Source organism: Pseudomonas sp. 58 R 12, from assembly GCF_900005865.1.
In the GTDB taxonomy this organism is placed as follows: Bacteria; Pseudomonadota; Gammaproteobacteria; order Pseudomonadales; family Pseudomonadaceae; genus Aquipseudomonas; species Aquipseudomonas tritici.
Map to the genome: position 1 here is coordinate 38,765 of NZ_CVTP01000018.1, position 19,686 is coordinate 58,450.

At 61.4% G+C, this 19,686-nt stretch carries 21 protein-coding genes and 1 riboswitch; of the genes, 16 read left to right on the forward strand and 5 right to left on the reverse strand.

The features are described 5' to 3' along the window. Positions 1-152 precede the first annotated feature (152 nt). Positions 153-986, forward strand: a complete 834-nt coding sequence (gene mazG / locus BFP95_RS15165) for a nucleoside triphosphate pyrophosphohydrolase (RefSeq protein ID WP_065873797.1) — start codon at positions 153-155, stop codon at positions 984-986. 25 nt (positions 987-1,011) lie between these two features. Then, positions 1,012-1,557, forward strand: a complete 546-nt coding sequence (locus BFP95_RS15170; protein WP_065873796.1) for a DUF2058 domain-containing protein — start codon at positions 1,012-1,014, stop codon at positions 1,555-1,557. Positions 1,558-1,761: 204 nt separating this feature from the next. Here BFP95_RS15170 and BFP95_RS15175 read toward each other — a convergent pair whose 3' ends face one another. The 4 genes from BFP95_RS15175 to purM all read right to left on the reverse strand — a co-directional run bounded on the left by BFP95_RS15175 (position 1,762) and on the right by purM (position 4,647). Then, positions 1,762-1,950, reverse strand: coding sequence for a hypothetical protein (locus tag BFP95_RS15175; RefSeq protein WP_049712101.1), 189 nt, complete (start codon positions 1,948-1,950; stop codon positions 1,762-1,764). A 266-nt stretch (positions 1,951-2,216) separates the two neighbouring features. Continuing rightward, positions 2,217-2,930 carry a DUF3108 domain-containing protein gene (locus BFP95_RS15180; RefSeq protein WP_065873794.1) on the reverse strand — a complete coding sequence of 238 codons (714 nt, stop codon included), beginning with the start codon at positions 2,928-2,930 and terminating at the stop codon, positions 2,217-2,219. 8 nt (positions 2,931-2,938) lie between these two features. Next, positions 2,939-3,589: a phosphoribosylglycinamide formyltransferase gene (purN, locus tag BFP95_RS15185; protein WP_065873793.1), complete on the reverse strand. Its 651-nt coding sequence runs from the start codon at positions 3,587-3,589 to the stop codon at positions 2,939-2,941. Then, complete coding sequence (gene purM / locus BFP95_RS15190) at positions 3,589-4,647, reverse strand: phosphoribosylformylglycinamidine cyclo-ligase (protein ID WP_065873792.1); 1,059 nt, start codon at positions 4,645-4,647, stop codon at positions 3,589-3,591. The genes purN and purM overlap by 1 nt, the downstream gene beginning before the upstream one ends. A gap of 355 nt (positions 4,648-5,002) precedes the next feature. Here purM and BFP95_RS15195 point away from each other — a divergent pair, with 355 nt between their 5' ends. The 5 genes from BFP95_RS15195 (at position 5,003) to BFP95_RS15215 (ending at position 9,581) form a co-directional block, all read left to right on the forward strand. Continuing rightward, on the forward strand, positions 5,003-6,043 hold the full coding sequence (locus tag BFP95_RS15195; protein WP_065873791.1) for a DUF2066 domain-containing protein: 1,041 nt from the start codon (positions 5,003-5,005) through the stop codon (positions 6,041-6,043). Positions 6,044-6,075: 32 nt separating this feature from the next. After that, a complete protein-coding gene (locus tag BFP95_RS15200) occupies positions 6,076-7,149 on the forward strand; it encodes an AI-2E family transporter (protein ID WP_065873790.1) in 1,074 nt (357 codons plus the stop codon). 203 nt (positions 7,150-7,352) lie between these two features. Beyond that, positions 7,353-8,057 (forward strand): DnaA regulatory inactivator Hda, encoded by a 705-nt coding sequence (hda, locus tag BFP95_RS15205; protein ID WP_025855817.1) that lies wholly within the window; start codon positions 7,353-7,355, stop codon positions 8,055-8,057. A 209-nt stretch (positions 8,058-8,266) separates the two neighbouring features. Next, the gene (locus BFP95_RS15210) at positions 8,267-8,896 is read left to right on the forward strand and encodes a C40 family peptidase (RefSeq protein ID WP_065873789.1); all 630 of its coding nucleotides are present in this window, start codon (positions 8,267-8,269) and stop codon (positions 8,894-8,896) included. Between the two features lie 145 nt (positions 8,897-9,041). Next, entirely contained in the window at positions 9,042-9,581 is a 540-nt protein-coding gene (locus tag BFP95_RS15215) for a C40 family peptidase (RefSeq protein WP_046036011.1), read from the forward strand. A 75-nt stretch (positions 9,582-9,656) separates the two neighbouring features. Here BFP95_RS15215 and BFP95_RS15220 read toward each other — a convergent pair whose 3' ends face one another. After that, a complete protein-coding gene (locus BFP95_RS15220) occupies positions 9,657-10,970 on the reverse strand; it encodes a PQQ-dependent sugar dehydrogenase (protein ID WP_065891093.1) in 1,314 nt (437 codons plus the stop codon). A gap of 99 nt (positions 10,971-11,069) precedes the next feature. Further along, a riboswitch (cobalamin riboswitch) is annotated at positions 11,070-11,329 on the forward strand. A gap of 78 nt (positions 11,330-11,407) precedes the next feature. Between BFP95_RS15220 and cobO the strand changes: the two genes are divergently transcribed. The 9 genes from cobO to cobC all read left to right on the forward strand — a co-directional run bounded on the left by cobO (position 11,408) and on the right by cobC (position 19,686). Then, positions 11,408-12,019, forward strand: a complete 612-nt coding sequence (gene cobO / locus BFP95_RS15225) for a cob(I)yrinic acid a,c-diamide adenosyltransferase (RefSeq protein ID WP_065873787.1) — start codon at positions 11,408-11,410, stop codon at positions 12,017-12,019. Beyond that, the gene (locus tag BFP95_RS15230; RefSeq protein WP_065910384.1) at positions 12,016-13,419 is read left to right on the forward strand and encodes a cobyrinate a,c-diamide synthase; all 1,404 of its coding nucleotides are present in this window, start codon (positions 12,016-12,018) and stop codon (positions 13,417-13,419) included. The genes cobO and BFP95_RS15230 overlap by 4 nt, the downstream gene beginning before the upstream one ends. Beyond that, positions 13,416-14,066 (forward strand): 5,6-dimethylbenzimidazole synthase, encoded by a 651-nt coding sequence (bluB, locus tag BFP95_RS15235; RefSeq protein WP_065873785.1) that lies wholly within the window; start codon positions 13,416-13,418, stop codon positions 14,064-14,066. Before BFP95_RS15230 ends, bluB begins: the two co-directional genes overlap by 4 nt. Continuing rightward, a complete protein-coding gene (gene cbiB, locus BFP95_RS15240) occupies positions 14,063-14,971 on the forward strand; it encodes an adenosylcobinamide-phosphate synthase CbiB (protein WP_065910385.1) in 909 nt (302 codons plus the stop codon). The genes bluB and cbiB overlap by 4 nt, the downstream gene beginning before the upstream one ends. Continuing rightward, positions 14,964-15,953 (forward strand): threonine-phosphate decarboxylase CobD, encoded by a 990-nt coding sequence (cobD, locus tag BFP95_RS15245; protein ID WP_065873783.1) that lies wholly within the window; start codon positions 14,964-14,966, stop codon positions 15,951-15,953. Before cbiB ends, cobD begins: the two co-directional genes overlap by 8 nt. Continuing rightward, positions 15,950-17,401, forward strand: a complete 1,452-nt coding sequence (locus tag BFP95_RS15250) for a cobyric acid synthase (protein WP_065910386.1) — start codon at positions 15,950-15,952, stop codon at positions 17,399-17,401. Before cobD ends, BFP95_RS15250 begins: the two co-directional genes overlap by 4 nt. A 139-nt stretch (positions 17,402-17,540) precedes the next feature. Next, positions 17,541-18,062: a bifunctional adenosylcobinamide kinase/adenosylcobinamide-phosphate guanylyltransferase gene (cobU, locus tag BFP95_RS15255; protein ID WP_065910387.1), complete on the forward strand. Its 522-nt coding sequence runs from the start codon at positions 17,541-17,543 to the stop codon at positions 18,060-18,062. Beyond that, complete coding sequence (gene cobT / locus BFP95_RS15260; protein WP_065873780.1) at positions 18,059-19,114, forward strand: nicotinate-nucleotide--dimethylbenzimidazole phosphoribosyltransferase; 1,056 nt, start codon at positions 18,059-18,061, stop codon at positions 19,112-19,114. Before cobU ends, cobT begins: the two co-directional genes overlap by 4 nt. Then, a complete protein-coding gene (cobC, locus tag BFP95_RS15265; RefSeq protein ID WP_065873779.1) occupies positions 19,111-19,686 on the forward strand; it encodes an alpha-ribazole phosphatase family protein in 576 nt (191 codons plus the stop codon). Before cobT ends, cobC begins: the two co-directional genes overlap by 4 nt.

The following is a 19,686-nucleotide window of genomic DNA, read 5'->3' on the forward strand; positions in this document are numbered from 1 at the left end:
ATCTGGATGAACGCGGTCTGAAAATGTGGGAGCGGGCTTGCTCGCGAATGCGGTGGATCAGCCAATGCATCTGGAACTGACACACCGTATTCGCGAGCAAGCCCGCTCCCACATTTGAGCGGCGGCGTTCCAACTTGATCAGGCACAAATTGATGTATTCACTCGAAGACCTGCTGCACCTGATGAACCGTCTGCGCGACCCGCAATACGGCTGCCCGTGGGACATCAAGCAAACCTACGCGACCATCGTCCCGCACACCTTGGAAGAAGCCTACGAAGTCGCCGACGCCATCGAGCGCGGCGATTTTGATCACCTGCAAGGCGAGTTGGGCGACCTGTTATTCCAGGTGGTGTATTACAGCCAGTTGGCGCGGGAGGAAGGGCGCTTCGAATTTGCCGGGGTGATCGACAGCATCACGCGCAAGCTGATCCGTCGCCATCCCCACGTATTCCCCACCGGCGATCTGTATGCACCGCTGGATATCCCGCAGCTGAGCGAAGAGCAGGTCAAGCAACGCTGGGAGCAGATCAAGGCCGAGGAGCGCGCGGAAAAATCCGACGCACCAGAGCAACTCTCCCTGCTGGACGATGTACCCACCGCCTTGCCATCCCTGTCCCGTGCCGCCAAGTTGCAAAAGCGCGCCAGCCAGGTTGGCTTCGATTGGCCATCGGCCTTGCCGGTGGTGGATAACGTGCGCGAAGAGCTCGATGAAGTGCTCGAAGCCATGGCCGATAACGACTCGGCGGCCATTGCTGACGAGGTCGGCGACCTGCTGTTTGCGGCGGTCAACCTGGCCCGCCACCTCAAGGTCGACCCGGAAACCGCACTGCGTGGCGCCAATGCCAAGTTCGAACGACGTTTCCGATTTATCGAACAGGCATTGCGCGATACCCATCGTCCCATAGAAGATTGCACCCTCGAAGAATTGGACGCCCTGTGGGGCGAAGCCAAACGTCAGGAAAAGAACATGTCCAGCTGCGGTTGAGCGGCTGCCTAAGTGAGTAAGCACCATGAGCATTTCCCTTCGCGATCAGTTACTCAAAGCAGGTCTGGTCAACCAAAAGCAGGCCAAGCAGGTCGGCAAAGACAAACAGAAGCAGCAGCGCCTGGTCCACAAAGGCCAGATCGAGGCTGACGACACCCAGGCCCGCCTGGCAGCCGAGGCAAAGGCTGAGAAGATCAAGCGCGACCAGGAGCTGAACCGCCAGCAGCAGGAAAAAGCCGAGGCCAAGGCCCGCACGGCCCAGGTCAAGCAACTGATCGAGACCTCGCGCCTGCCCAAGCTGACCACCGAGGACTACTACAACTTCGTGGATGACAAGAAGGTCAAGCGCCTGTCGGTCAACACCTTGATGCGCAACAAGCTGAGCAACGGATCCCTGGCGATCGTGCATCACGGCGGCAGCTATGAGGTGATCCCGCGCGAAGCAGCGCTGAAGATCCAGGAGCGCGCACCGGAGCGTATCGTGCAGCTCAACATCCTGACGGAGAGCCAGGTGCCGGATGAGGATGATCCGTACGCCGCCTACCAGATCCCGGATGACCTGATGTGGTAAGGCTTTAAAAATGACAAACCCCGCTCAAAAGGCGGGGTTTGTCGTTTGTAGTGAGCGGGCTTGTCGAATCGTCGCACCGCCCGCGCTGGGTGGCGAAGCCGCCCCAAACCAGGCGACGTGACTCTACCTGGAAATGCACGGTGTCTTTATTAGGGCGGCTTCGCCACCCAGCGCGGGGCAAGCCCGCTCACTACAGATATGTCTTCAGGAATCTTGCGCCTGGCGTCTCATCTCAAGGGTTTCCAGCTCGTTCTTATAATTATGAGCGTCGCTCTCGTTGTGAAACATGCCGACCAGCAGGTCTTGTTGGTGTACGTCCCAGATGTGAATCCCATGGCCCAAGGCTTCGTGGGACATATGTTCGTCGTCGCGTTCAGTTACTTTTACAGTCATCTGCTTGCTCCAATCTCTGGTGGGTCTGCGGCAAGTCGTCGCAGGCCTTTGTTATATGTTTTGTTAGCTTGCTAAGTAAACTGACTTTTCGCGCAATAATTCATTGCGGTAAATGCAACAGTGCTGCAGGCCGCGTAAATCAAGGCATTGCGTCGCAGGGTGCTGAGTTTTATGACAAAAGTTTCATGTTGGCGTAAGGCTTCAACACAAAACCTCCAGACGAAAAAAAGCCCCGCATTCGCGAGGCTCTTTGTTCCATCTACCGATCAGCTACCTTTGACAGCCTTACCGTCAACGGTGCCGTCCAGCAGCATGATGTTGTATTCCTTGCCGTCGGTCTCAACCTGGCGCAGGGCAACCAGGATGCCGCCCTGGTCCTTGGCAAACCACATCTGGGTGATGCGCTTGCTCTGCGACGGGTCGCGCACACGCTCGACCTTGATCGCGTCGATGGAGCCTACCTTGGTCTGGACCTTTTCAGGGCCGATGACGCGGAAGTCATAGGTATCGACGTCCGTGCCTTCGACCACACGGTAGCTCATGCTTTTCTTGCCGGCAGCCACGTCACGCTGGAGGGCGAGTTGGTAAGTCGACTTGTCGAGCATGCCACTTTCAAGGGTGACGTTGACCGGGTCTTTGTTTTCAAAACCGGTAACTTTCTTGGCGGATTGGTCGAAATCCAGATTGATCTTCTTCGCCTTCCCCAAGCCGCCGCGTTCGAAGGTGTAGCTCTTCGGTTGCAGTGTGTCCTTGTCGAACACGATCGCACTGGTTTCGGTCAGGCTGGCGATCATCATGGACGCCTTGAAGTTCAACGTCCAAGTGCCGTCGCTGTTCTTGGTCAGGCTGCGTTCTGCCGAACCACTCATGGGCAACTGTTTCCAGTCAGCGGTGTAGCTGGCGGAGAAGGGGTGAAGGTCTGCTGCTTGCACGGCAGGCAAGGCGAACAGCGCAAAAGCGAAGAGCAAGGCGCGACGCATAAAATCTCCTAGGTTCGAATCAAGTGGCCGCTGGCCGCGAGTAACTGACCGTCCAATAATGCACCCTGGTCGCCAAGAATCAACCGACCTTCGGCAAACCAGCGAACGGCCAGCGGGTAAATCCTGTGTTCCTGGGTGTGAACCCGTTGCGCAAGGCTCTGCGCCGAGTCGTCAGACTCTACCGGAACCACTGCCTGTACGACCAGAGGCCCGCCATCGAGTTCCTCGGTGACGAAGTGCACGCTGCAGCCATGCTCGCTGTCGCCGGCGTCTAGCGCACGCTGGTGCGTGTGCATGCCTTTGTACTTGGGCAGCAGGGAAGGGTGGATATTCAGCAGCCGCCCTTCGTAATGCCGTACGAAATCAGCGCTGAGGATGCGCATGAAGCCGGCCAGTACCACGAGTTTGGGGTTGAAGGCGTCAATCAGTTCGATCAAGGCGTTATCAAAGGCCTCGCGACCTTCAAAAGCCTTGTGATCCAAGGAGCGGGTGTCGATACCCGCGTCCCTGGCGCGTTGCAGGCCGTAGGCGTCGCTGCGGTTGGAGATCACCGCAGCGATGCGCACCGGGCTGTCGCCGGTGCGCGTGCTGTCGATCAGGGCCTGCAAGTTACTGCCGGTGCCGGAAAGCAGCACCACGACATCACAGGTCTGAGGCATCAGTGAGCCTTGAGGTTCTTCAGTTCAACCTGTGCCGCGCCTTCTGGGGCGGTGGCGATCTGGCCGATGACCCAAGGCTGCTCGCCGGCTTCACGCAGCACGTTCAGCGCGGTTTCAACGTGCTCTTGGGCCACGCAGATGACCATGCCCACGCCGCAGTTCAGCACGCGGTGCATTTCGGTTTCATCGACGTTGCCTTTCTCTTGCAGCCAGTCGAAGACCGCAGGACGCTGCCAGCTGGCCACGTCGACGATCGCCTGGGCGCCTTTTGGCAGGACGCGCGGGATGTTATCCAGCAAACCGCCGCCAGTGATGTGGGCCATGGCTTTGACTGCGCCAGTGTCCTTGATCAGCTTGAGCAGAGGCTTGACGTAGATGCGCGTCGGGGCCATCAGCAGGTCGGTCAGCGGCTTGCCGTCGAGCTGGATGTTCTCGATGTCGGCGCCGGACACTTCGATGATCTTGCGGATCAGCGAGTAGCCGTTGGAGTGCGGGCCGGAGGATGGCAGGGCCAGCAGGGCATCACCGGCAGCCACTTTGGAGCCGTCGATGATTTCGGCTTTTTCTACAACGCCGACGCAGAAGCCGGCCAGGTCGTAGTCTTCGCCTTCGTACATGCCTGGCATTTCAGCGGTTTCGCCGCCAACCAGGGAGCAACCCGACAGTTCGCAGCCAGCGCCGATGCCGGTCACCACCTGGGTCGCGGTTTCGACATTGAGCTTGCCGGTCGCGTAGTAGTCCAGGAAGAACAACGGCTCAGCGCCGCACACCACCAGGTCGTTGACGCACATGGCAACCAGGTCGATGCCGATGCTGTCGTGCTTGTTCAGGTTCAGCGCCAGGCGCAGCTTGGTGCCCACGCCGTCGGTGCCGGAAACCAGTACAGGCTGCTTGTAGCCGGCCGGGATTTCGCAGAGGGCGCCAAAACCGCCCAGGCCGCCCATGACTTCGGGGCGCGCAGTGCGCTTGGCGACGCTCTTGATGCGTTCGACCAATGCTTCACCGGCGTCGATGTCTACACCGGCGTCCTTGTAGCTCAGGGAGGGTTGCTTGCTCATGATCCAGGCCTTTAGGGGGGATTCAGGGGTAACGACCGAGCGGGCAGGCGCTTTTGGTAAAAGGCCCAGCCGTTGACGGTCTGCGAAGGCGCGCGATTTTATCAGGCTTGAGGGGCAGCGGCCATCCTCGGGCCGACGGGCAGGGCCATATAGGTCAAAAAAGCGGGTTAAAAAAATGCTAATCGACTCTGCTTTGGCACGTATTAAGGTATAGCCTTTAACCCGCTATCGTTATGACAGTACAAAAACTGCCATGACCCTGTGAATGTTTTACCGGTGGCTGTGGTCACAGCCTTGCCAAACCGAGTTCACGCGGTCTGTTGCAGCCGCTAAATTTGTCGTTCGGGAATCTTCCATGCGTCTGTGTAACTTCTTCTTTGTAGGCTGCTTGTCGTTGGTCAGCCTGGCGAGTCATGCCGAAACACTCAATGGCCTTTATCAAGTACTTGAGCCTGTCAGCAGCCAGTCCCCGCAAGAGCGCGACCAGGCTACCCAGCGTGCCGTGCAAACCCTGGTGATCCGCCTGACCGGTGATGCCAAGGCCGCCGAAGGCCCGGGCCTGGCGGCGATTCGCAAGGATCCGCAACAAATCATCACGCAATATGGGTACGACGCTGGTCCGCCGGAAAGCCTGCAAGTGGATTTTGATCCGGTCAGTACTGACCGCGCCTTGCGCGATGCGGGCCTGTCGATCTGGGGCAGCAATCGCCCCTCGATCCTCGGTTGGTGGTTGAACGACTCTACTGAAGGCAGCAGCCTGGTAGGCGACGGCCAAACCGTCGCCCAGGCGCTGCGCCGCGCTGCGCAACACCGTGGCCTGCCGTTGCGTCTGCCGCTGGGGGACCTGGATGAGCAGGTGGTCGCCACCGCGCCGAACTTGGAAAGTGCCGATGCCACACCGTTGCGCGCCGCCTCCGAGCGTTACGGCGCCGACGCCCTGCTGGCCGTGCATGCGCGCCAGGAAGGCAGCCAATGGCAGGCCAAATGGCGCCTGTGGCTGGGCGACAAGAACGAGCAGGGCACTGCGCAAGGCGCCGACACTGCTGCCGTGGCCGATGCGGTGATGCTGGCGGTCAGCCAGAAATTGGCGCCGCGTTTTGCGGTTAAGCCTGGCGTGAGCACCGAGCAATTGCTGGAAGTGCAAGGCATGACCCTTGAGCGCTACGCCGCGCTGGGTCATCTGCTTGAGCCCTTTGGTGGCCAGCCCCAACGGGTGGATGGCAATCGCATCGTGTACCGCGTCAACGGCAGTGCCGATCAGTTACGTACCCAGCTAAGCCTGGCCAAGTTGCAGGAGATTCCTGCCGGTGAAGCACCGGTCCAGCAGCCTGTAACAGATGGCGCTCAGCCTGCAATCGCACCTGAACCTCAAGCACAGCTGCGTTTTCGTTGGTAGCAGTTTTCTTCTTTATATAGATGGAGTGGTTTATGGCGGATACGCGTCGTTGGGTGTGGCTTGGCGGGATTGTCCTGCTGTGCGTCTTTGTGTTCCTGCTGCATTCGATCCTGACGCCGTTCCTGGTTGCGTTGCTGCTGGCGTATCTGTTCGATCCCGTCGTGGATCGCCTGGAAAAGGCTGGCTTGTCGCGTACCCTGGGGGTAGTGGCAGTGTTTGCGCTGTTTACCTTGATCATCACGGCATTGGTATTGGTGCTGGTACCCATGCTGGCCAAGCAGCTGTATCGCTTGTATGAACTGGCGCCGCAGATGCTCGATTGGCTGCAACACACGGCAATGCCGTGGGCCCAGGCCAAGCTCGGGCTGTCGGACGGCTTCTGGAAGTTCGACAAGGTCAAGGCGGCGATCAGCGAGCACATGGGCCAGACCACCGATATCGTCGGTGTCATCCTCAGCCAGGCAACTGCGTCCAGCCTGGCGCTGATCGGTTGGTTGACCAACCTGGTGCTGATCCCGGTCGTGGCGTTCTACCTGCTGCGCGACTGGGACATCATGATGGCCAAGATCCGCAGCCTGCTACCGCGCGATCGTGAGGAGCGCATTGTTTCCTTGGCAGGCGAGTGTCATGAGGTGTTGGGCGCGTTTGTGCGTGGCCAACTGCTGGTGATGCTGGCGCTGGGCATCATCTATGCTGGCGGCTTGATGGCGATCGGTCTGGAGCTGGGCTTGTTGATCGGCCTGATCGCCGGCCTGGCCGCTATCGTGCCGTACATGGGCTTTGTGATCGGTATCGGCGCGGCGCTGGTGGCCGGGCTGTTCCAGTTTGGCGGCGACCTGTACCCGATGCTGGGGATTGTCGCGGTGTTCATGGTCGGCCAGGCGCTGGAAGGCATGGTGCTCACGCCCTTGCTGGTGGGCGACCGGATTGGCCTGCACCCGGTGGCGGTGATCTTTGCAATCCTGGCGGGCGGTGAGCTGTTCGGGTTTACCGGCATCCTGCTGGCTCTGCCGGTGGCGGCGGTGATCATGGTGCTGGTGCGCCATATGCACGATCTGTACAAGGATTCGGATGTGTATACCGGCGTTGAAGACCCCGAGCTGTAACCGCTTCGTAACAAACCCGGCCAAGGCCGGGTTTGTTGTTTCTGGAGCAGCGGCGCCAAACAATCTGCACAAATCCAACAAGTTAACGCAAACCTTTGATTTTGCTTGCGGTCTGCTGCATTGTGCGCCCGGCGTCACGGGTATAAACTTTGCAAACTTTACACAGAGGCCACTAACGGTTCGTTTGGAGCCGTTCAGTCAGCATGAAACCGATTCAGCTGCCCTTGGGTGTGCGTCTGCGTGATGACGCCACCTTTATCAACTACTACCCAGGCGCCAATGCCGCTGCACTCGGCTATGTCGAGCGGCTCTGCGAAGCCGACGCCGGGTGGACCGAAAGCCTGATCTATCTGTGGGGCAAGCACGGCGTAGGGCGTACTCACCTGTTGCAGGCCGCGTGCCTGCGTTTCGAGCAGATGGGCGAGCCAGCGGTTTACCTGCCCCTGGCTGAGTTGATGGACCGTGGCATCGGCATCTTCGACCACCTCGAGCAATACGAGCTGGTGTGCCTGGACGATCTGCAAGCGATCGCCGGCAAGGCAGACTGGGAAGAGGCGCTGTTTCACCTGTTCAACCGCCTGCGTGACAGCGGTCGGCGTTTATTGATTGCCGCCTCGACTTCCCCACGTGAACTTCCGATCAAGCTGGCTGACCTCAAGTCGCGTCTGACCCTGGCGCTGATCTTCCAGATGCGCCCGCTGTCCGACGAGGACAAACTGCGCGCCTTGCAATTGCGCGCGTCGCGTCGCGGCCTGCATCTCACCGACGAGGTGGGGCATTTCATCCTTACCCGTGGCACACGCAGCATGAGCGCCTTATTCGATTTGCTCGAGCAACTCGATCAGGCTTCCTTGCAGGCTCAACGAAAATTGACGATCCCTTTCCTGAAAGAAACGTTGGGCTGGTAACCCATTGAATTGACGGGGTTCGGCAATTTTCAGGCGCCAGAAAACCTGCGTTTGAACCGTATTGGTCACGCATTTCAATCGATAAATGGAATTACGGCTTAGATGGCATAGTCCAAGCGGGAAGTCACATAGACCACGATTGAATTTGCAAATCGATGTGATAGAAGGCATAGTCTCGGCTTCTTTACATACCAGCCACGGTCGTGCCCATGCTAAATCGCTTCGCACCCCTCGTGCCTCTCGCACTCGTTACCCTGTTGTTTGGTTGCGCCTCCCACCCTCAACAGGTGGCAGAACAGCAAAAACCACAGGTTCAAAACCAGGCCAAATTTGTTGCTGCACAGTCTGCTTCTGTTTACGAAGAAGAGCTGGCAACTGAAAAAGAATTGGCCAATTTCTCCGGCAGCAAGCCTTACCAGCTTCCAGTTCTCGCCGACAGCATCCTCGAACGCGGCATGTCCCTGATCGGTACCCGTTACCGTTTCGGCGGTACTTCCGAAGCCGGTTTCGATTGCAGCGGTTTCATCGGCTACCTGTTTCGTGAAGAGGCGGGCATGAACCTGCCACGCTCCACTCGCGAAATGATCAACGTGAATGCACCGTTGGTCGCGCGCAACAACCTCAAGCCCGGTGATCTGCTTTTCTTTAGTACGGCTGGTCGTGGTCGCGTCAGCCATGCCGGTATCTACTTGGGCGATAACCAGTTTATCCACTCCAGCAGCCGTCGCAGTGGCGGTGTTCGAGTCGACAACCTGGGTGATAGCTACTGGAGCAAAACCTTCATCGAAGCCAAGCGCGCACTCGCCATGGCCCCGACGACGGTTACCGCTAGCAAGTAAACTTAAAGTGATACTTGAAGTTTGACGTGTAAGCGCTAGAATCCCTGGACATTGTTGTAATCCGTTCGCGCGAGCTTTGCTTGCGCGTTCTGGTTTTCAGCGTTCGGCAGCGAAAAGCCGCATCCAGACCAGGATTGTTCTGCACATGTCGACCTCGGCCCGCCTGATTCTTATTGTTTGCGCCGCGCTGCTCAGCGCCTGTGCAAGCCGCCCACCGCCGCCCGCGCCTGTCGCGGTGAAGCCTAAGCCGGTGTTCAACTATTCCACCCAGAATTTCTCGCCTGCGGCTGAAGATGTGCTCTTCCGCGCGCTGGGCCTGGTCGGCACGCCTTATCGTTGGGGCGGCAACACGCCGGACTCCGGGTTTGATTGCAGCGGTTTGATTGGTTTTGTGTTTCGCGACGCTGCCGGCATCTCATTGCCGCGTACTACGCGTGAACTGATCGTAATGCGCGCCCAGGACGTCAGCGAGCAGAACCTGCAGACCGGCGACCTGCTGTTCTTCGCCACCGGTGGTGGTTCACAGGTCAGCCACGCCGGGATCTACGTGGGGGAAGGGCGCTTTGTGCACGCGCCGCAAACGGGCGGTACGGTGAAGCTGGATACCTTGTCCAAGGCGTACTGGCAGAATGCGTACCTGAGTGCCAAGCGTGTGTTGCCGGCGAATCTGGCACGTAATCCCTAGCGGCAGCTACGAGCTGTCAGCTGCAAGAAGGCGCAATGCCTGCTTGCAGCTTCAAGCGTGAGGCTTGCTGCTCCGCTATCTAGCGGCCGACACCCGCCATACCTTATTCCCCACATCATCGGCCACCAGCAAATCCCCCTGCTGATCAATCACCACGCCCACCGGGCGGCCCATGGCTTTCTCGTCCTTATCGAGGAACCCCGTCAGCACGTCCACCGGCGGCCCTTTAGGCTGCCCACCCTCGAACGGCACGAAGATCACCTTGTAGCCACTGTGCGGCTTGCGATTCCACGAACCATGCTGGCCGATAAACGCGCCGTTACTGAACTGCGCAGGGAGTTTGCTGCCCTCGGCAAACGTCAGCCCCAGGGATGCGGTGTGCGGGCCTACCGCGTAATCCGGCGCGATCGCCTTGGCCACCAAGTCCAAATTCTGCGGATTGACCCGCACATCCACATGCTGCCCGTAGTAGCTGAACGGCCAGCCATAGAAGCCGCCATCCTTGACCGAGGTGATGTAGTCCGGCACCAGGTCGCTGCCGATTTCGTCACGCTCGTTGACTGCCGTCCACAACTTACCGCTCTGCGGCTCCCACGCCATACCGTTCGGGTTGCGCAGGCCGGAGGCGAAGATGCGGTGCTCGCCGCTGGCGCGATCGACTTCCCAGATCGCCGCCCGGCCTTCTTCCGCTTGCAGGCCGTTTTCACCGACGTTGCTATTGGAACCCACGCTCACGTACAGCTTGGTGCCGTCCTTGCTGGCCACCACGTTTTTCGTCCAGTGGTGGTTCAGAGGCCCGCCCGGCAGGTCGACGACGTTGGTGCCGGCTTGCTTGATCGCAGTGTCACCCGGTTGATAGGGGAAACGCAGCAGCTTGTCCGAGTCAGCGACGTACAGGTCGTTGCCGACCAGTGTCATGCCAAACGGCGAATTGAGATTCTCCAGGAATACCGTGCGCGTCTCCGCGACGCCGTCGTGGTCGGCGTCACGCAGTAGCGTGATGCGATTCGGGCTCGGCACCCCGGCGCCAGCGCGGCCCATGACTTTCTCCATGACCCAGCCACGAACGCCCTTGGAGTCATCCGGCTTGGGCGGCGCGTTGGTTTCCGCTACCAGCACATCGCCATTTGGTAGCACATACAGCCAGCGCGGATGGTCCAGGCCTTCGGCAAACGCCGCAACCTGGGTGCCGGCGGCGGCCGTTGGCTTCACGCCCTCGGGCCAACCGATGGCGGGGGCGATATTGACGGTGGGGATCAGGGTTTTGTTCGGTTCCGGCAACTTGGGCGAAGGCCCGGTACCGTCGGAGACCTGGAGGGTGGAGCTTTCACCGCAGGCGGCGAGGGTGCCGGCGACCAGGATGAGTAGGGCAAGTCTTGTTTTATGCATGGTGTTCTCCTTAATACCTGTAAGGGTAGAGGAGGTCGGCGGTGCGATGGTTCAAGTGCAAGGTCAGCTTTCATTGACGCTCCACCCCCAACCCACTAACCTTCGCGGCTTGTTCCAGGTGCTCTGTGACCAATGGGTCGACCGAGTGAAACAGGGAAGCCGGTGAGTGAGCGCACTTGTACACAGTGCTGCCGCGATTCCGGCGCTGCCCCCGCAACGGTAAATGAGTCAAGACGCTGCCTTTTGCCACTGTATCGCCAGCGATATGGGAAGGCGTAGCGTTGGCCTGCGCGCTCTCTATACGAGGGCAACGGCGCCACTCATGAGCCCGGAGACCGGCCTGTTACATCCAACAGCATCACGGTGGGCGATGCTTGGCTGTCTGTTTTTCTTTTTTCCTGCCCGCCGTTTTTGTCCAGCCCCAACGGAGAGCTGTCATGACCGATTCCCCCGACCGCGACGAACGCCACCTGGCGCGCATGCTGCGCAAAAAAGCCGTGATCGACGAACGCATTGCCAATTCCCCCAACGAGTGCGGCTTGCTGCTGGTGCTCACCGGCAACGGCAAAGGCAAGAGCAGCTCCGCGTTCGGCATGCTGGCCCGGGCCATGGGCCACGGCATGCAGTGCGGCGTGGTGCAGTTCATCAAGGGGCGTCACAGCACCGGTGAAGAGTTGTTCTTCCGCCGATTCCCCGAGCAAGTACGTTTCCACGTCATGGGCGAAGGCTTCACCTGGGAAACCCAGGATCGCCAACGTGACATCGCCGCGGCCGAAGCCGCCTGGGCTGTGTCCTGCGAACTGCTGCAAGACCCGAGCATCGGCATGGTCGTGCTGGATGAGCTGAACATCGCCCTCAAGCACGGCTACCTCGAACTGGACCAGGTGCTCAGTGACTTGCAGGCCCGCCCGCCGATGCAGCACGTGGTGGTCACCGGCCGTGGCGCCAAGCCTGAGTTGATCGAAATGGGTGACACCGTCACCGAAATGGGCATGCTCAAGCACGCGTTCCAGGCCGGTATCAAGGCACAGAAGGGCGTCGAACTTTGAATCAGCCCCGTCATTGCCCGGCCGTATTGATCGCCGCACCGGCGTCCGGCCAGGGCAAAACCACCGTCACCGCGGCGCTGGCCCGATTGCACCGCAACCTGGGTCGCAAGGTGCGCGTGTTCAAATGCGGCCCGGATTTCCTCGACCCGATGATCCACGAGCGCGCCAGCGGTGCGCCGGTGTATCAATTGGACATGTGGATGGTGGGCGAGCAGGAAAGTCGCCGCCTGCTGTGGGAAGCGGCGGGCGAGGCCGACTTGATCCTGATCGAAGGCGTGATGGGTTTGTTTGACGGCACCCCTTCCAGCGCCGACCTGGCGCGACACTTCGGCGTGCCGGTACTGGGCGTTATTGACGGCACGGCCATGGCCCAGACCTTTGGCGCCTTGGCCCTGGGCCTGGCGCGTTATCAGCCGGACTTGCCGTTCGCCGGGGTGCTGGCCAACCGCGTTGGCACGCTGCGTCATGCGCAATTGCTGGAAGGCAGCCTCACCGAAGGCCTGCGCTGGTACGGCGCGTTGTCCCGCGAGACCGGTATAGAGCTGCCTAGCCGTCACCTGGGCCTGGTGCAAGCCAGCGAACTGAATGACCTTGATGTGCGCCTTGACGCCGCCGCCCAAGCCTTGGGCAGCAGTTGCGAAGTGGCCTTGCCGCCGCCGGTGACCTTTGCTGCACCGGAAGTGATCGAGGCCGAGCCACTGCTCAAGGGCGTGTGTATTGCCGTGGCCCGCGACGAAGCCTTCGCTTTTACCTACGGCGCCAGTCTTGATCTGCTGCGGGCCATGGGCGCCGAGCTGAAGTTTTTCTCGCCCATTCACGATCGCGCATTGCCTGATGCCGACAGCCTCTACCTGCCCGGCGGTTACCCGGAACTGCACCACCAGGCGCTGTCGGAAAACACCCCAATGCTCGACGCGATCCGCGCTCACCATGCGGCCGGCAAACCCTTGCTCGCCGAATGCGGCGGCATGCTCTACCTGCTGGACTCGCTCACCGATGTCGACGGCACCCGCGCCGAACTGGTGGGCCTGTTGCAGGGCGATGCGGTGATGCAAAAGAAACTGGCGGCCCTGGCGCTGCAAAGCGTCGAGTTGCCGGAAGGCACACTGCGTGGTCACACCTATCACCATTCGCTGACCAGCACCGACTGGCAGCCGATTGCCAGGGGGGTGAGCCCCAATGGTGGGCGCGGGGCTGAGGCGGTTTACCGTCAGGGGCGGATGACGGCTTCTTACGTGCATTTTTATTTCCCGTCGAATCCAGCCGCTGTAGCCGCACTGTTTGCGCCAGACCGTGATGTCGCTATCGCAGGCAAGCCAGCTCCCACATCGACAGTGTTCACAGATCAAAATGTGGGAGGGGCGGTGCGACGATTCGACTTGCCCGCGAAGAGGCCATGACGGACAACGCCTTCCCCCAGGCCGACCGCGACGCCGTCTACCGCGCCATCGCCGAACGCCGTGACATGCGCCACTTCAGCGGCGGCGCTGTCGCCCCCGAATTGCTGCACCGTCTGCTCCAGGCCGCGCACCAGGCCCCCAGCGTCGGCCTGATGCAGCCCTGGCGCTTCATCCGCATCAGCGATCGCCAACTGCGTGGGCAGATTCAGCAGTTAGTAGAAGAGGAGCGCGTACGCACCGCCGAAGCCCTGGGCGAGCGCTCCGACGCGTTCATGAAGCTCAAGGTCGAAGGCATCCACGACTGCGCCGAAGTGCTGGTGGCGGCGCTGATGGATGACCGTGAGCGGCACATCTTCGGCCGTCGTACCTTGCCGGAAATGGACATGGCCTCGCTGGCCTGTGCCATCCAGAATCTGTGGCTGGCCGCGCGTGTCGAGGGTCTGGGCATGGGCTGGGTTTCGTTGTTCGAACCCCAGGCCCTGGCCGATCTGCTCGGTTTGCCGCCCGGCGCGAAACCCCTGGCCGTGTTGTGCCTGGGGCCGGTAACCGAGTTCTACCCGGCACCGATGTTGCAACTCGAAGGCTGGACCGAGCCTCGGCCGCTGAGTGACATGTTGTATGAGAATGTGTGGGGAGTGAGTCAATGAGTGTGGCCTTGCTGTGCGTCGCTGCAGTGGCGCTGGATGCGCTGCTGGGCGAATCCAGGCGCTGGCATCCGCTGGTGGCATTCGGCAATTTCGCCGGGCGCATCGAGCAACGTTTTAACTCCGGTGGCCGTGGCTGGCGCAGCCATGGCGTGACCGCTTGGTTTATCGCCGTAGTGCCGCTGACCCTGCTGGCCACGGCGTTGTCGTGGGCGCCGTATATCGGCTGGGTAGTAGAGATTCTGGCGCTGTATTGCGCCCTCGGCATGCGTAGCCTTGGCGAGCATGTGATCCCGGTGGCCCAGGCCCTGCGCAGCGATGACCTGGAGGCAGCCCGCAAGCGCGTCAGCTACTTGGTCAGCCGCCAGACCAGCGAACTGGACCGCACCGAAGTCGCCCGCGCCGCGACCGAATCGGTGCTGGAAAACGGCAGCGACGCAGTCTTCGCCGCGTTGTTCTGGTTTGTGGTGGCGGGCGTGCCGGGCGTGGTGCTTTATCGCCTGAGCAATACCCTCGACGCCATGTGGGGTTATCGCAACGAACGTTTTGAGCGCTTTGGTTGGGCCGCGGCAAAAATCGACGATGTGCTGAACTACATTCCGGCACGCTTGGTCGCCTTGACCTATGCCGTGCTCGGCAAGACCCGTCTGGCGCTCAAATGCTGGCGCACCCAAGGCCCGACCTGGGACAGCCCCAACGCCGGCCCGGTGATGGCTGCCGGTGCAGGCGCGCTGGGCGTTGAACTGGGCGGCGCGGCGATCTATCACGGTGAAGTGCACCAGCGCCCGCCGCTGGGCGAGGGCCCGGCGGCGGATGCGGACGCCATCGACCGGGGCTGGCAACTGGTGCAGCGCGGCGTATGGTTGTGGCTGCTGATCTTATGCGTCGGGGGGCAATTTTATGCTTGAGCACGGTGGCCGGCTGCGCAAGGCAGCGATTCAGTACGGAATTGCCGAAGCTGACTGGCTCGACCTGTCCAGCGGCCTGGCGCCCTGGCCCTGGGCGATCCCCGAGATCCCGCTGCGCGCCTGGGCGCGTCTGCCGGAAACCGATGACGGCCTGGAGCAGGCCGCCAGCGAGTATTACGGCGCAGCGCATCTGTTGCCAGTAGCTGGCTCCCAGGCGGCGATTCAGTTGCTGCCACGTCTGCGTCGCGCCGGCAAGGTCGGGGTATTGTCGCCGTGCTATGCCGAACACGCCGAAGCCTGGCGCCGTGCCGGTTACGTGGTGCGCGAAGTGCTGGAGCAGGAAGTCGACTTCTTTCTTGATGGCCTTGACGTGCTGGTGGTGGTCAACCCCAACAATCCCACCGGCCTGAGCCTGAACCCGCAACGCTTGTTGGACTGGCACTCGCGGCTGGCCCAGCGCGGCGGCTGGCTGGTGGTGGACGAAGCGTTCATGGACGTGACTCCGGAATTGAGCCTGGCGGGCCAGGCGCATCAGGTCGGCCTGATTGTGCTGCGCTCGTTCGGTAAATTCTTCGGCCTGGCCGGTGTGCGACTGGGCTTCGTACTGGCCGAACGCAAGCTGCTCAAGTTGCTGGCCGAGCAGGTTGGCCCTTGGGCGGTCAGCGGGCCGACGCGGGTACTGGGCCGAGTCTGCCTACGCGACACTGCCGGGCAGGCGCGGCAACGCGCGCGCTGCATCGAGGCGAGCCAGCGCTTGTTTACCGCGCTCGAGCGCCACGGCTTTCAACCTCAGGGCGGCTGCGCCTTGTTCCAGTGGCTGATCACGCCGCACGCCGAACGCATGCATGAATTCATGGCCCAGCGCGGCATCCTGCTGCGCCTGTTTGTCCATAACAGCAGCCTGCGTTTTGGCCTGCCGGATACCGACGCCGACTGGCAACGCCTGGACGAAGCCCTGGCCGCTTATAAGGACGCGACATGAGTACGTTGATGGTGCAAGGCACGACGTCCGACGCCGGCAAAAGCACCTTGGTGACGGCGCTGTGTCGCTGGTTGGTGCGCCAGGGCGTGCCAGTGGTGCCGTTCAAGCCACAGAACATGGCGCTCAACAGCGCCGTGACGGCCGAGGGCGGCGAGATCGGTCGTGCGCAAGCGGTGCAGGCCCAGGCGGCCAACCTGGCGCCGCACACCGATATGAACCCGGTGCTGCTCAAGCCCAACAGCGACACCGGTTCCCAAGTGATCATCCACGGCCGCGCTGTTACCAGCATGAACGCGGTGGCCTATCACGACTACAAAGCCATCGCGATGCAGGCGGTGCTGGCCTCCCACGCACGGTTGAGCCAAGCCTACCCCGTCGTGATGGTGGAAGGCGCTGGCTCCCCGGCGGAGATCAACCTGCGTGCCAATGACATCGCCAACATGGGCTTCGCCGAAGCAGTGGATTGCCCGGTGCTGCTGATCGCCGATATCAATCGCGGCGGGGTGTTTGCCCATCTGGTCGGAACCCTGGAACTGCTTTCGCCCAGCGAGCAGGCACGGGTCAAAGGCTTCATCATCAACCGATTTCGCGGCGACATTTCGCTGTTGCAACCGGGCCTGGACTGGCTGGAAGCGCGCACCGGCAAACCGGTGGTGGGCGTATTGCCTTACGTGATGGACCTGCATCTGGAAGCTGAGGACGGCATCGATCAGCGCCAAATCGATAAGGCTGCGCAGGTACTCAAGGTGGTGGTGCCGGTGTTGCCGCGCATCAGCAACCATACGGATTTCGACCCGTTGCGTTTGCATCCCCAGGTGGACTTGCAATTCATCGGGCCAGGCCAGCCGATCCCTGCTGCCGACCTGATTATCCTTCCAGGCTCGAAAAGCGTGCGCAGCGACCTGGCTTATCTGCGTGCCAACGGTTGGGACGCCGCCGTGGCGCGGCACTTGCGCTACGGCGGCAAGGTGCTCGGCATTTGCGGCGGCTTGCAGATGCTCGGCGAGCAGGTGCATGACCCGTTGGGCCTGGAAGGGCTTGCGGGCTCCAGCGATGGCCTTGGGTTATTGGCGTTCAGCACCACCTTGGAAGAAGAGAAACAGCTGCGCAACGTACGCGGTCGCCTGTTACTGGAAGATGCCGACGTCAGCGGTTATGAGATCCATGCGGGCGTGACGTCTGGCGATGCCTTGTCGAACGCCGCTGTGCGCCTCGATGACGGCCGCAGTGATGGCGCGCAAAGTGCAGACGGGCAGGTCCTCGGCACTTACCTGCATGGCTTGTTCGAAACCCCGGCCGCGTGCAGTGCGCTGCTGCGTTGGGCGGGGTTGCAGGATGTGCAGGAGGTCGACTACCACGCCTTGCGCGAGCGCGATATCGAGCGCCTGGCCGACTTGGTGGAAAACCACCTGGACACCGAGCTGTTACGCAAACTGTGCGGGATTTGATGGTGTGCACACGATCCCCCTGTGGGAGCTGGCTTGCCTGCGATGGCATCAACCGGGTCTCCCTGCTACACCGAGGTGACTGCATCGCAGGCAAGCCAGCTCCCACATTTGACCGCGTTGTAAAAAAAGGTGTGACGCTATGCTCCAACTGATCCTCGGCGGCGCCCGCTCCGGCAAAAGCCGTCTTGCCGAAAAGCTCGCCAGCGACAGCGCTTTGCCGGTCACTTACATCGCCACCAGCCAACCTTTGGATGGCGAGATGAATGAGCGTGTCGCCTTGCATCGTCAACGTCGCCCCGACCATTGGGGCTTGGTCGAAGAGCCTATCGAACTGGCGCGGGTGCTGCGCGAAAACGCGGCTGCCGAGCGCTGCCTGCTGGTGGATTGCCTGACCCTGTGGCTGACCAATCTGCTGATGCTGGAAGACCCGGAGCGCTTGGCTTTGGAGCGCGATCAACTGCTGCAAACCCTGGCCTCGCTGCCGGGTGAACTCATTTTTGTCAGCAACGAGACCGGTCTGGGTGTCGTGCCGCTGGGCGAATTGACTCGCCGCTATGTGGATGAAGCCGGTTGGCTGCATCAAGCCTTGGCCGAGCAATGTCAGCGTGTGGTCCTGACCGTTGCCGGCCTGCCCCTGACTTTGAAAGGTACTGCGTTATGACTGACACCTGGTGGCTCAACCCGTGTAAGGCGAGCGACGCTCAAGCGTATGAACACGCCCTGGCGCGCCAGCAGCAATTGACCAAGCCGGCCGGTTCCCTCGGCCAGTTGGAAGCGCTCGCGGTGCAATTGGCCGGCTTGCAGGGCCAAGTCAAACCGTCGGTGGATCAGCTATGGATCGCCATCTTCGCCGGTGACCATGGCGTGGTCGCGGAAGGCGTGTCGGCGTTCCCACAGGAAGTCACCGGGCAGATGCTGCATAACTTTGTCACGGGTGGCGCGGCCATCAGCGTGTTGGCGCGGCAGCTGGGGGCGCAGTTGGAAGTGGTCGACCTTGGCACGGTGAATCCGTCCCTGGACCTGCCCGGTGTACGCCACCTGAATATTGGCGCGGGCACCGCAAACTTTGTCAACGGCCCTGCGATGACCGAGGTCCAGGGGCAATTGGCCCTGCAAGCCGGCCGCGACAGCGTGCATCGTGCATCGGTAAACGGTGCGCAGTTGTTTATCGGCGGCGAGATGGGCATCGGCAACACCACCGCTGCCAGTGCGCTGGCGTGTGCCTTGCTCGACTGCCAGGTCAGTGATCTCACGGGGCCGGGCACCGGATTGAATGCCCAGGGCGTCAGCCACAAGGTGGCCGTGATCGAACGTGCACTGGCGTTACACGCCGGACAGCGCGGTGATGCATTGCACACCCTGTTCAATCTCGGCGGCTTTGAGATTGCAGCCCTGGTGGGCGCGTATCTGGCGTGTGCTCAAGAGGGCATCGTGGTGCTGGTGGATGGGTTTATCTGCACTGTCGCCGCACTGGTCGCGACGCGCTTGAACCCAACTTGCCGGGAGTGGCTGATGTTCGGCCATCGTGGTGCCGAGCCAGGTCATCGTCATGTGCTGCAAAGCCTCGACGCGCAACCGCTGCTGGACCTGGGCCTGCGCCTGGGCGAAGGCAGTGGCGCAGCGCTGGCCGTGCCGTTGTTGCGCCTGGCCTGTGCGTTGCACGGGCAGATGGCGACCTTCGCCGAAGCCGCCGTGGCAGACCGCCCGGCATGACCTTGCGCCTGGACCTGCTGCGACACGGCGAAACCGAGCTAGGCGGCGGCTTGCGTGGCAGCCTGGACGACGCACTCACCGTCAAGGGCTGGGCGCAGATGCGCGCGGCGATAGTGGAGCAGGGGCCGTGGGACCGCGTGGTCAGTTCGCCGCTGCAACGGTGCGCGCGGTTTGCCGATGAATTGGGGGCTCAGCTCAATTTGCCGGTAACGCTGGAAAAGGCGTTGCAAGAGCTGCACTTTGGCGCCTGGGAAGGGCAGAGTGCGGCAGCCTTGATGGAGACCGACGCCGAAGGGCTGGGCCTGTTCTGGGCCGATCCCTACAGTTTCACGCCGCCGGAAGGGGAGCCTGTCAGTGACTTTTCCGAGCGCGTTTTGGGTGCTGTCGCACGCCTGCACCAGGCTTATGCGGGTGAGCGCGTGCTGTTGATCAGTCATGGCGGCGTGATGCGTCTGTTATTGGCACAGGCACGCGGTTTGCCCCGGGAGCAACTCTTGAATGTCGAAGTCGGCCACGGTGGGTTATTCAGCCTGCAAGTTTGCGCTGACGGCGTGCTGAAGGCGCTGGAGTGA

Coding starts and splice junctions, on each gene's coding strand:
- mazG (WP_065873797.1), top strand. CDS start 153: ATGTATTCACTCGAAGACCTGCTGCACCTGATGAACCGTCTGCGCGAC.
- BFP95_RS15170 (WP_065873796.1), top strand. CDS start 1,012: ATGAGCATTTCCCTTCGCGATCAGTTACTCAAAGCAGGTCTGGTCAAC.
- BFP95_RS15175 (WP_049712101.1), bottom strand. CDS start 1,950: ATGACTGTAAAAGTAACTGAACGCGACGACGAACATATGTCCCACGAA.
- BFP95_RS15180 (WP_065873794.1), bottom strand. CDS start 2,930: ATGCGTCGCGCCTTGCTCTTCGCTTTTGCGCTGTTCGCCTTGCCTGCC.
- purN (WP_065873793.1), bottom strand. CDS start 3,589: ATGCCTCAGACCTGTGATGTCGTGGTGCTGCTTTCCGGCACCGGCAGT.
- purM (WP_065873792.1), bottom strand. CDS start 4,647: ATGAGCAAGCAACCCTCCCTGAGCTACAAGGACGCCGGTGTAGACATC.
- BFP95_RS15195 (WP_065873791.1), top strand. CDS start 5,003: ATGCGTCTGTGTAACTTCTTCTTTGTAGGCTGCTTGTCGTTGGTCAGC.
- BFP95_RS15200 (WP_065873790.1), top strand. CDS start 6,076: ATGGCGGATACGCGTCGTTGGGTGTGGCTTGGCGGGATTGTCCTGCTG.
- hda (WP_025855817.1), top strand. CDS start 7,353: ATGAAACCGATTCAGCTGCCCTTGGGTGTGCGTCTGCGTGATGACGCC.
- BFP95_RS15210 (WP_065873789.1), top strand. CDS start 8,267: ATGCTAAATCGCTTCGCACCCCTCGTGCCTCTCGCACTCGTTACCCTG.
- BFP95_RS15215 (WP_046036011.1), top strand. CDS start 9,042: ATGTCGACCTCGGCCCGCCTGATTCTTATTGTTTGCGCCGCGCTGCTC.
- BFP95_RS15220 (WP_065891093.1), bottom strand. CDS start 10,970: ATGCATAAAACAAGACTTGCCCTACTCATCCTGGTCGCCGGCACCCTC.
- cobO (WP_065873787.1), top strand. CDS start 11,408: ATGACCGATTCCCCCGACCGCGACGAACGCCACCTGGCGCGCATGCTG.
- bluB (WP_065873785.1), top strand. CDS start 13,416: ATGACGGACAACGCCTTCCCCCAGGCCGACCGCGACGCCGTCTACCGC.
- cbiB (WP_065910385.1), top strand. CDS start 14,063: ATGAGTGTGGCCTTGCTGTGCGTCGCTGCAGTGGCGCTGGATGCGCTG.
- cobD (WP_065873783.1), top strand. CDS start 14,964: ATGCTTGAGCACGGTGGCCGGCTGCGCAAGGCAGCGATTCAGTACGGA.
- BFP95_RS15250 (WP_065910386.1), top strand. CDS start 15,950: ATGAGTACGTTGATGGTGCAAGGCACGACGTCCGACGCCGGCAAAAGC.
- cobU (WP_065910387.1), top strand. CDS start 17,541: ATGCTCCAACTGATCCTCGGCGGCGCCCGCTCCGGCAAAAGCCGTCTT.
- cobT (WP_065873780.1), top strand. CDS start 18,059: ATGACTGACACCTGGTGGCTCAACCCGTGTAAGGCGAGCGACGCTCAA.
- cobC (WP_065873779.1), top strand. CDS start 19,111: ATGACCTTGCGCCTGGACCTGCTGCGACACGGCGAAACCGAGCTAGGC.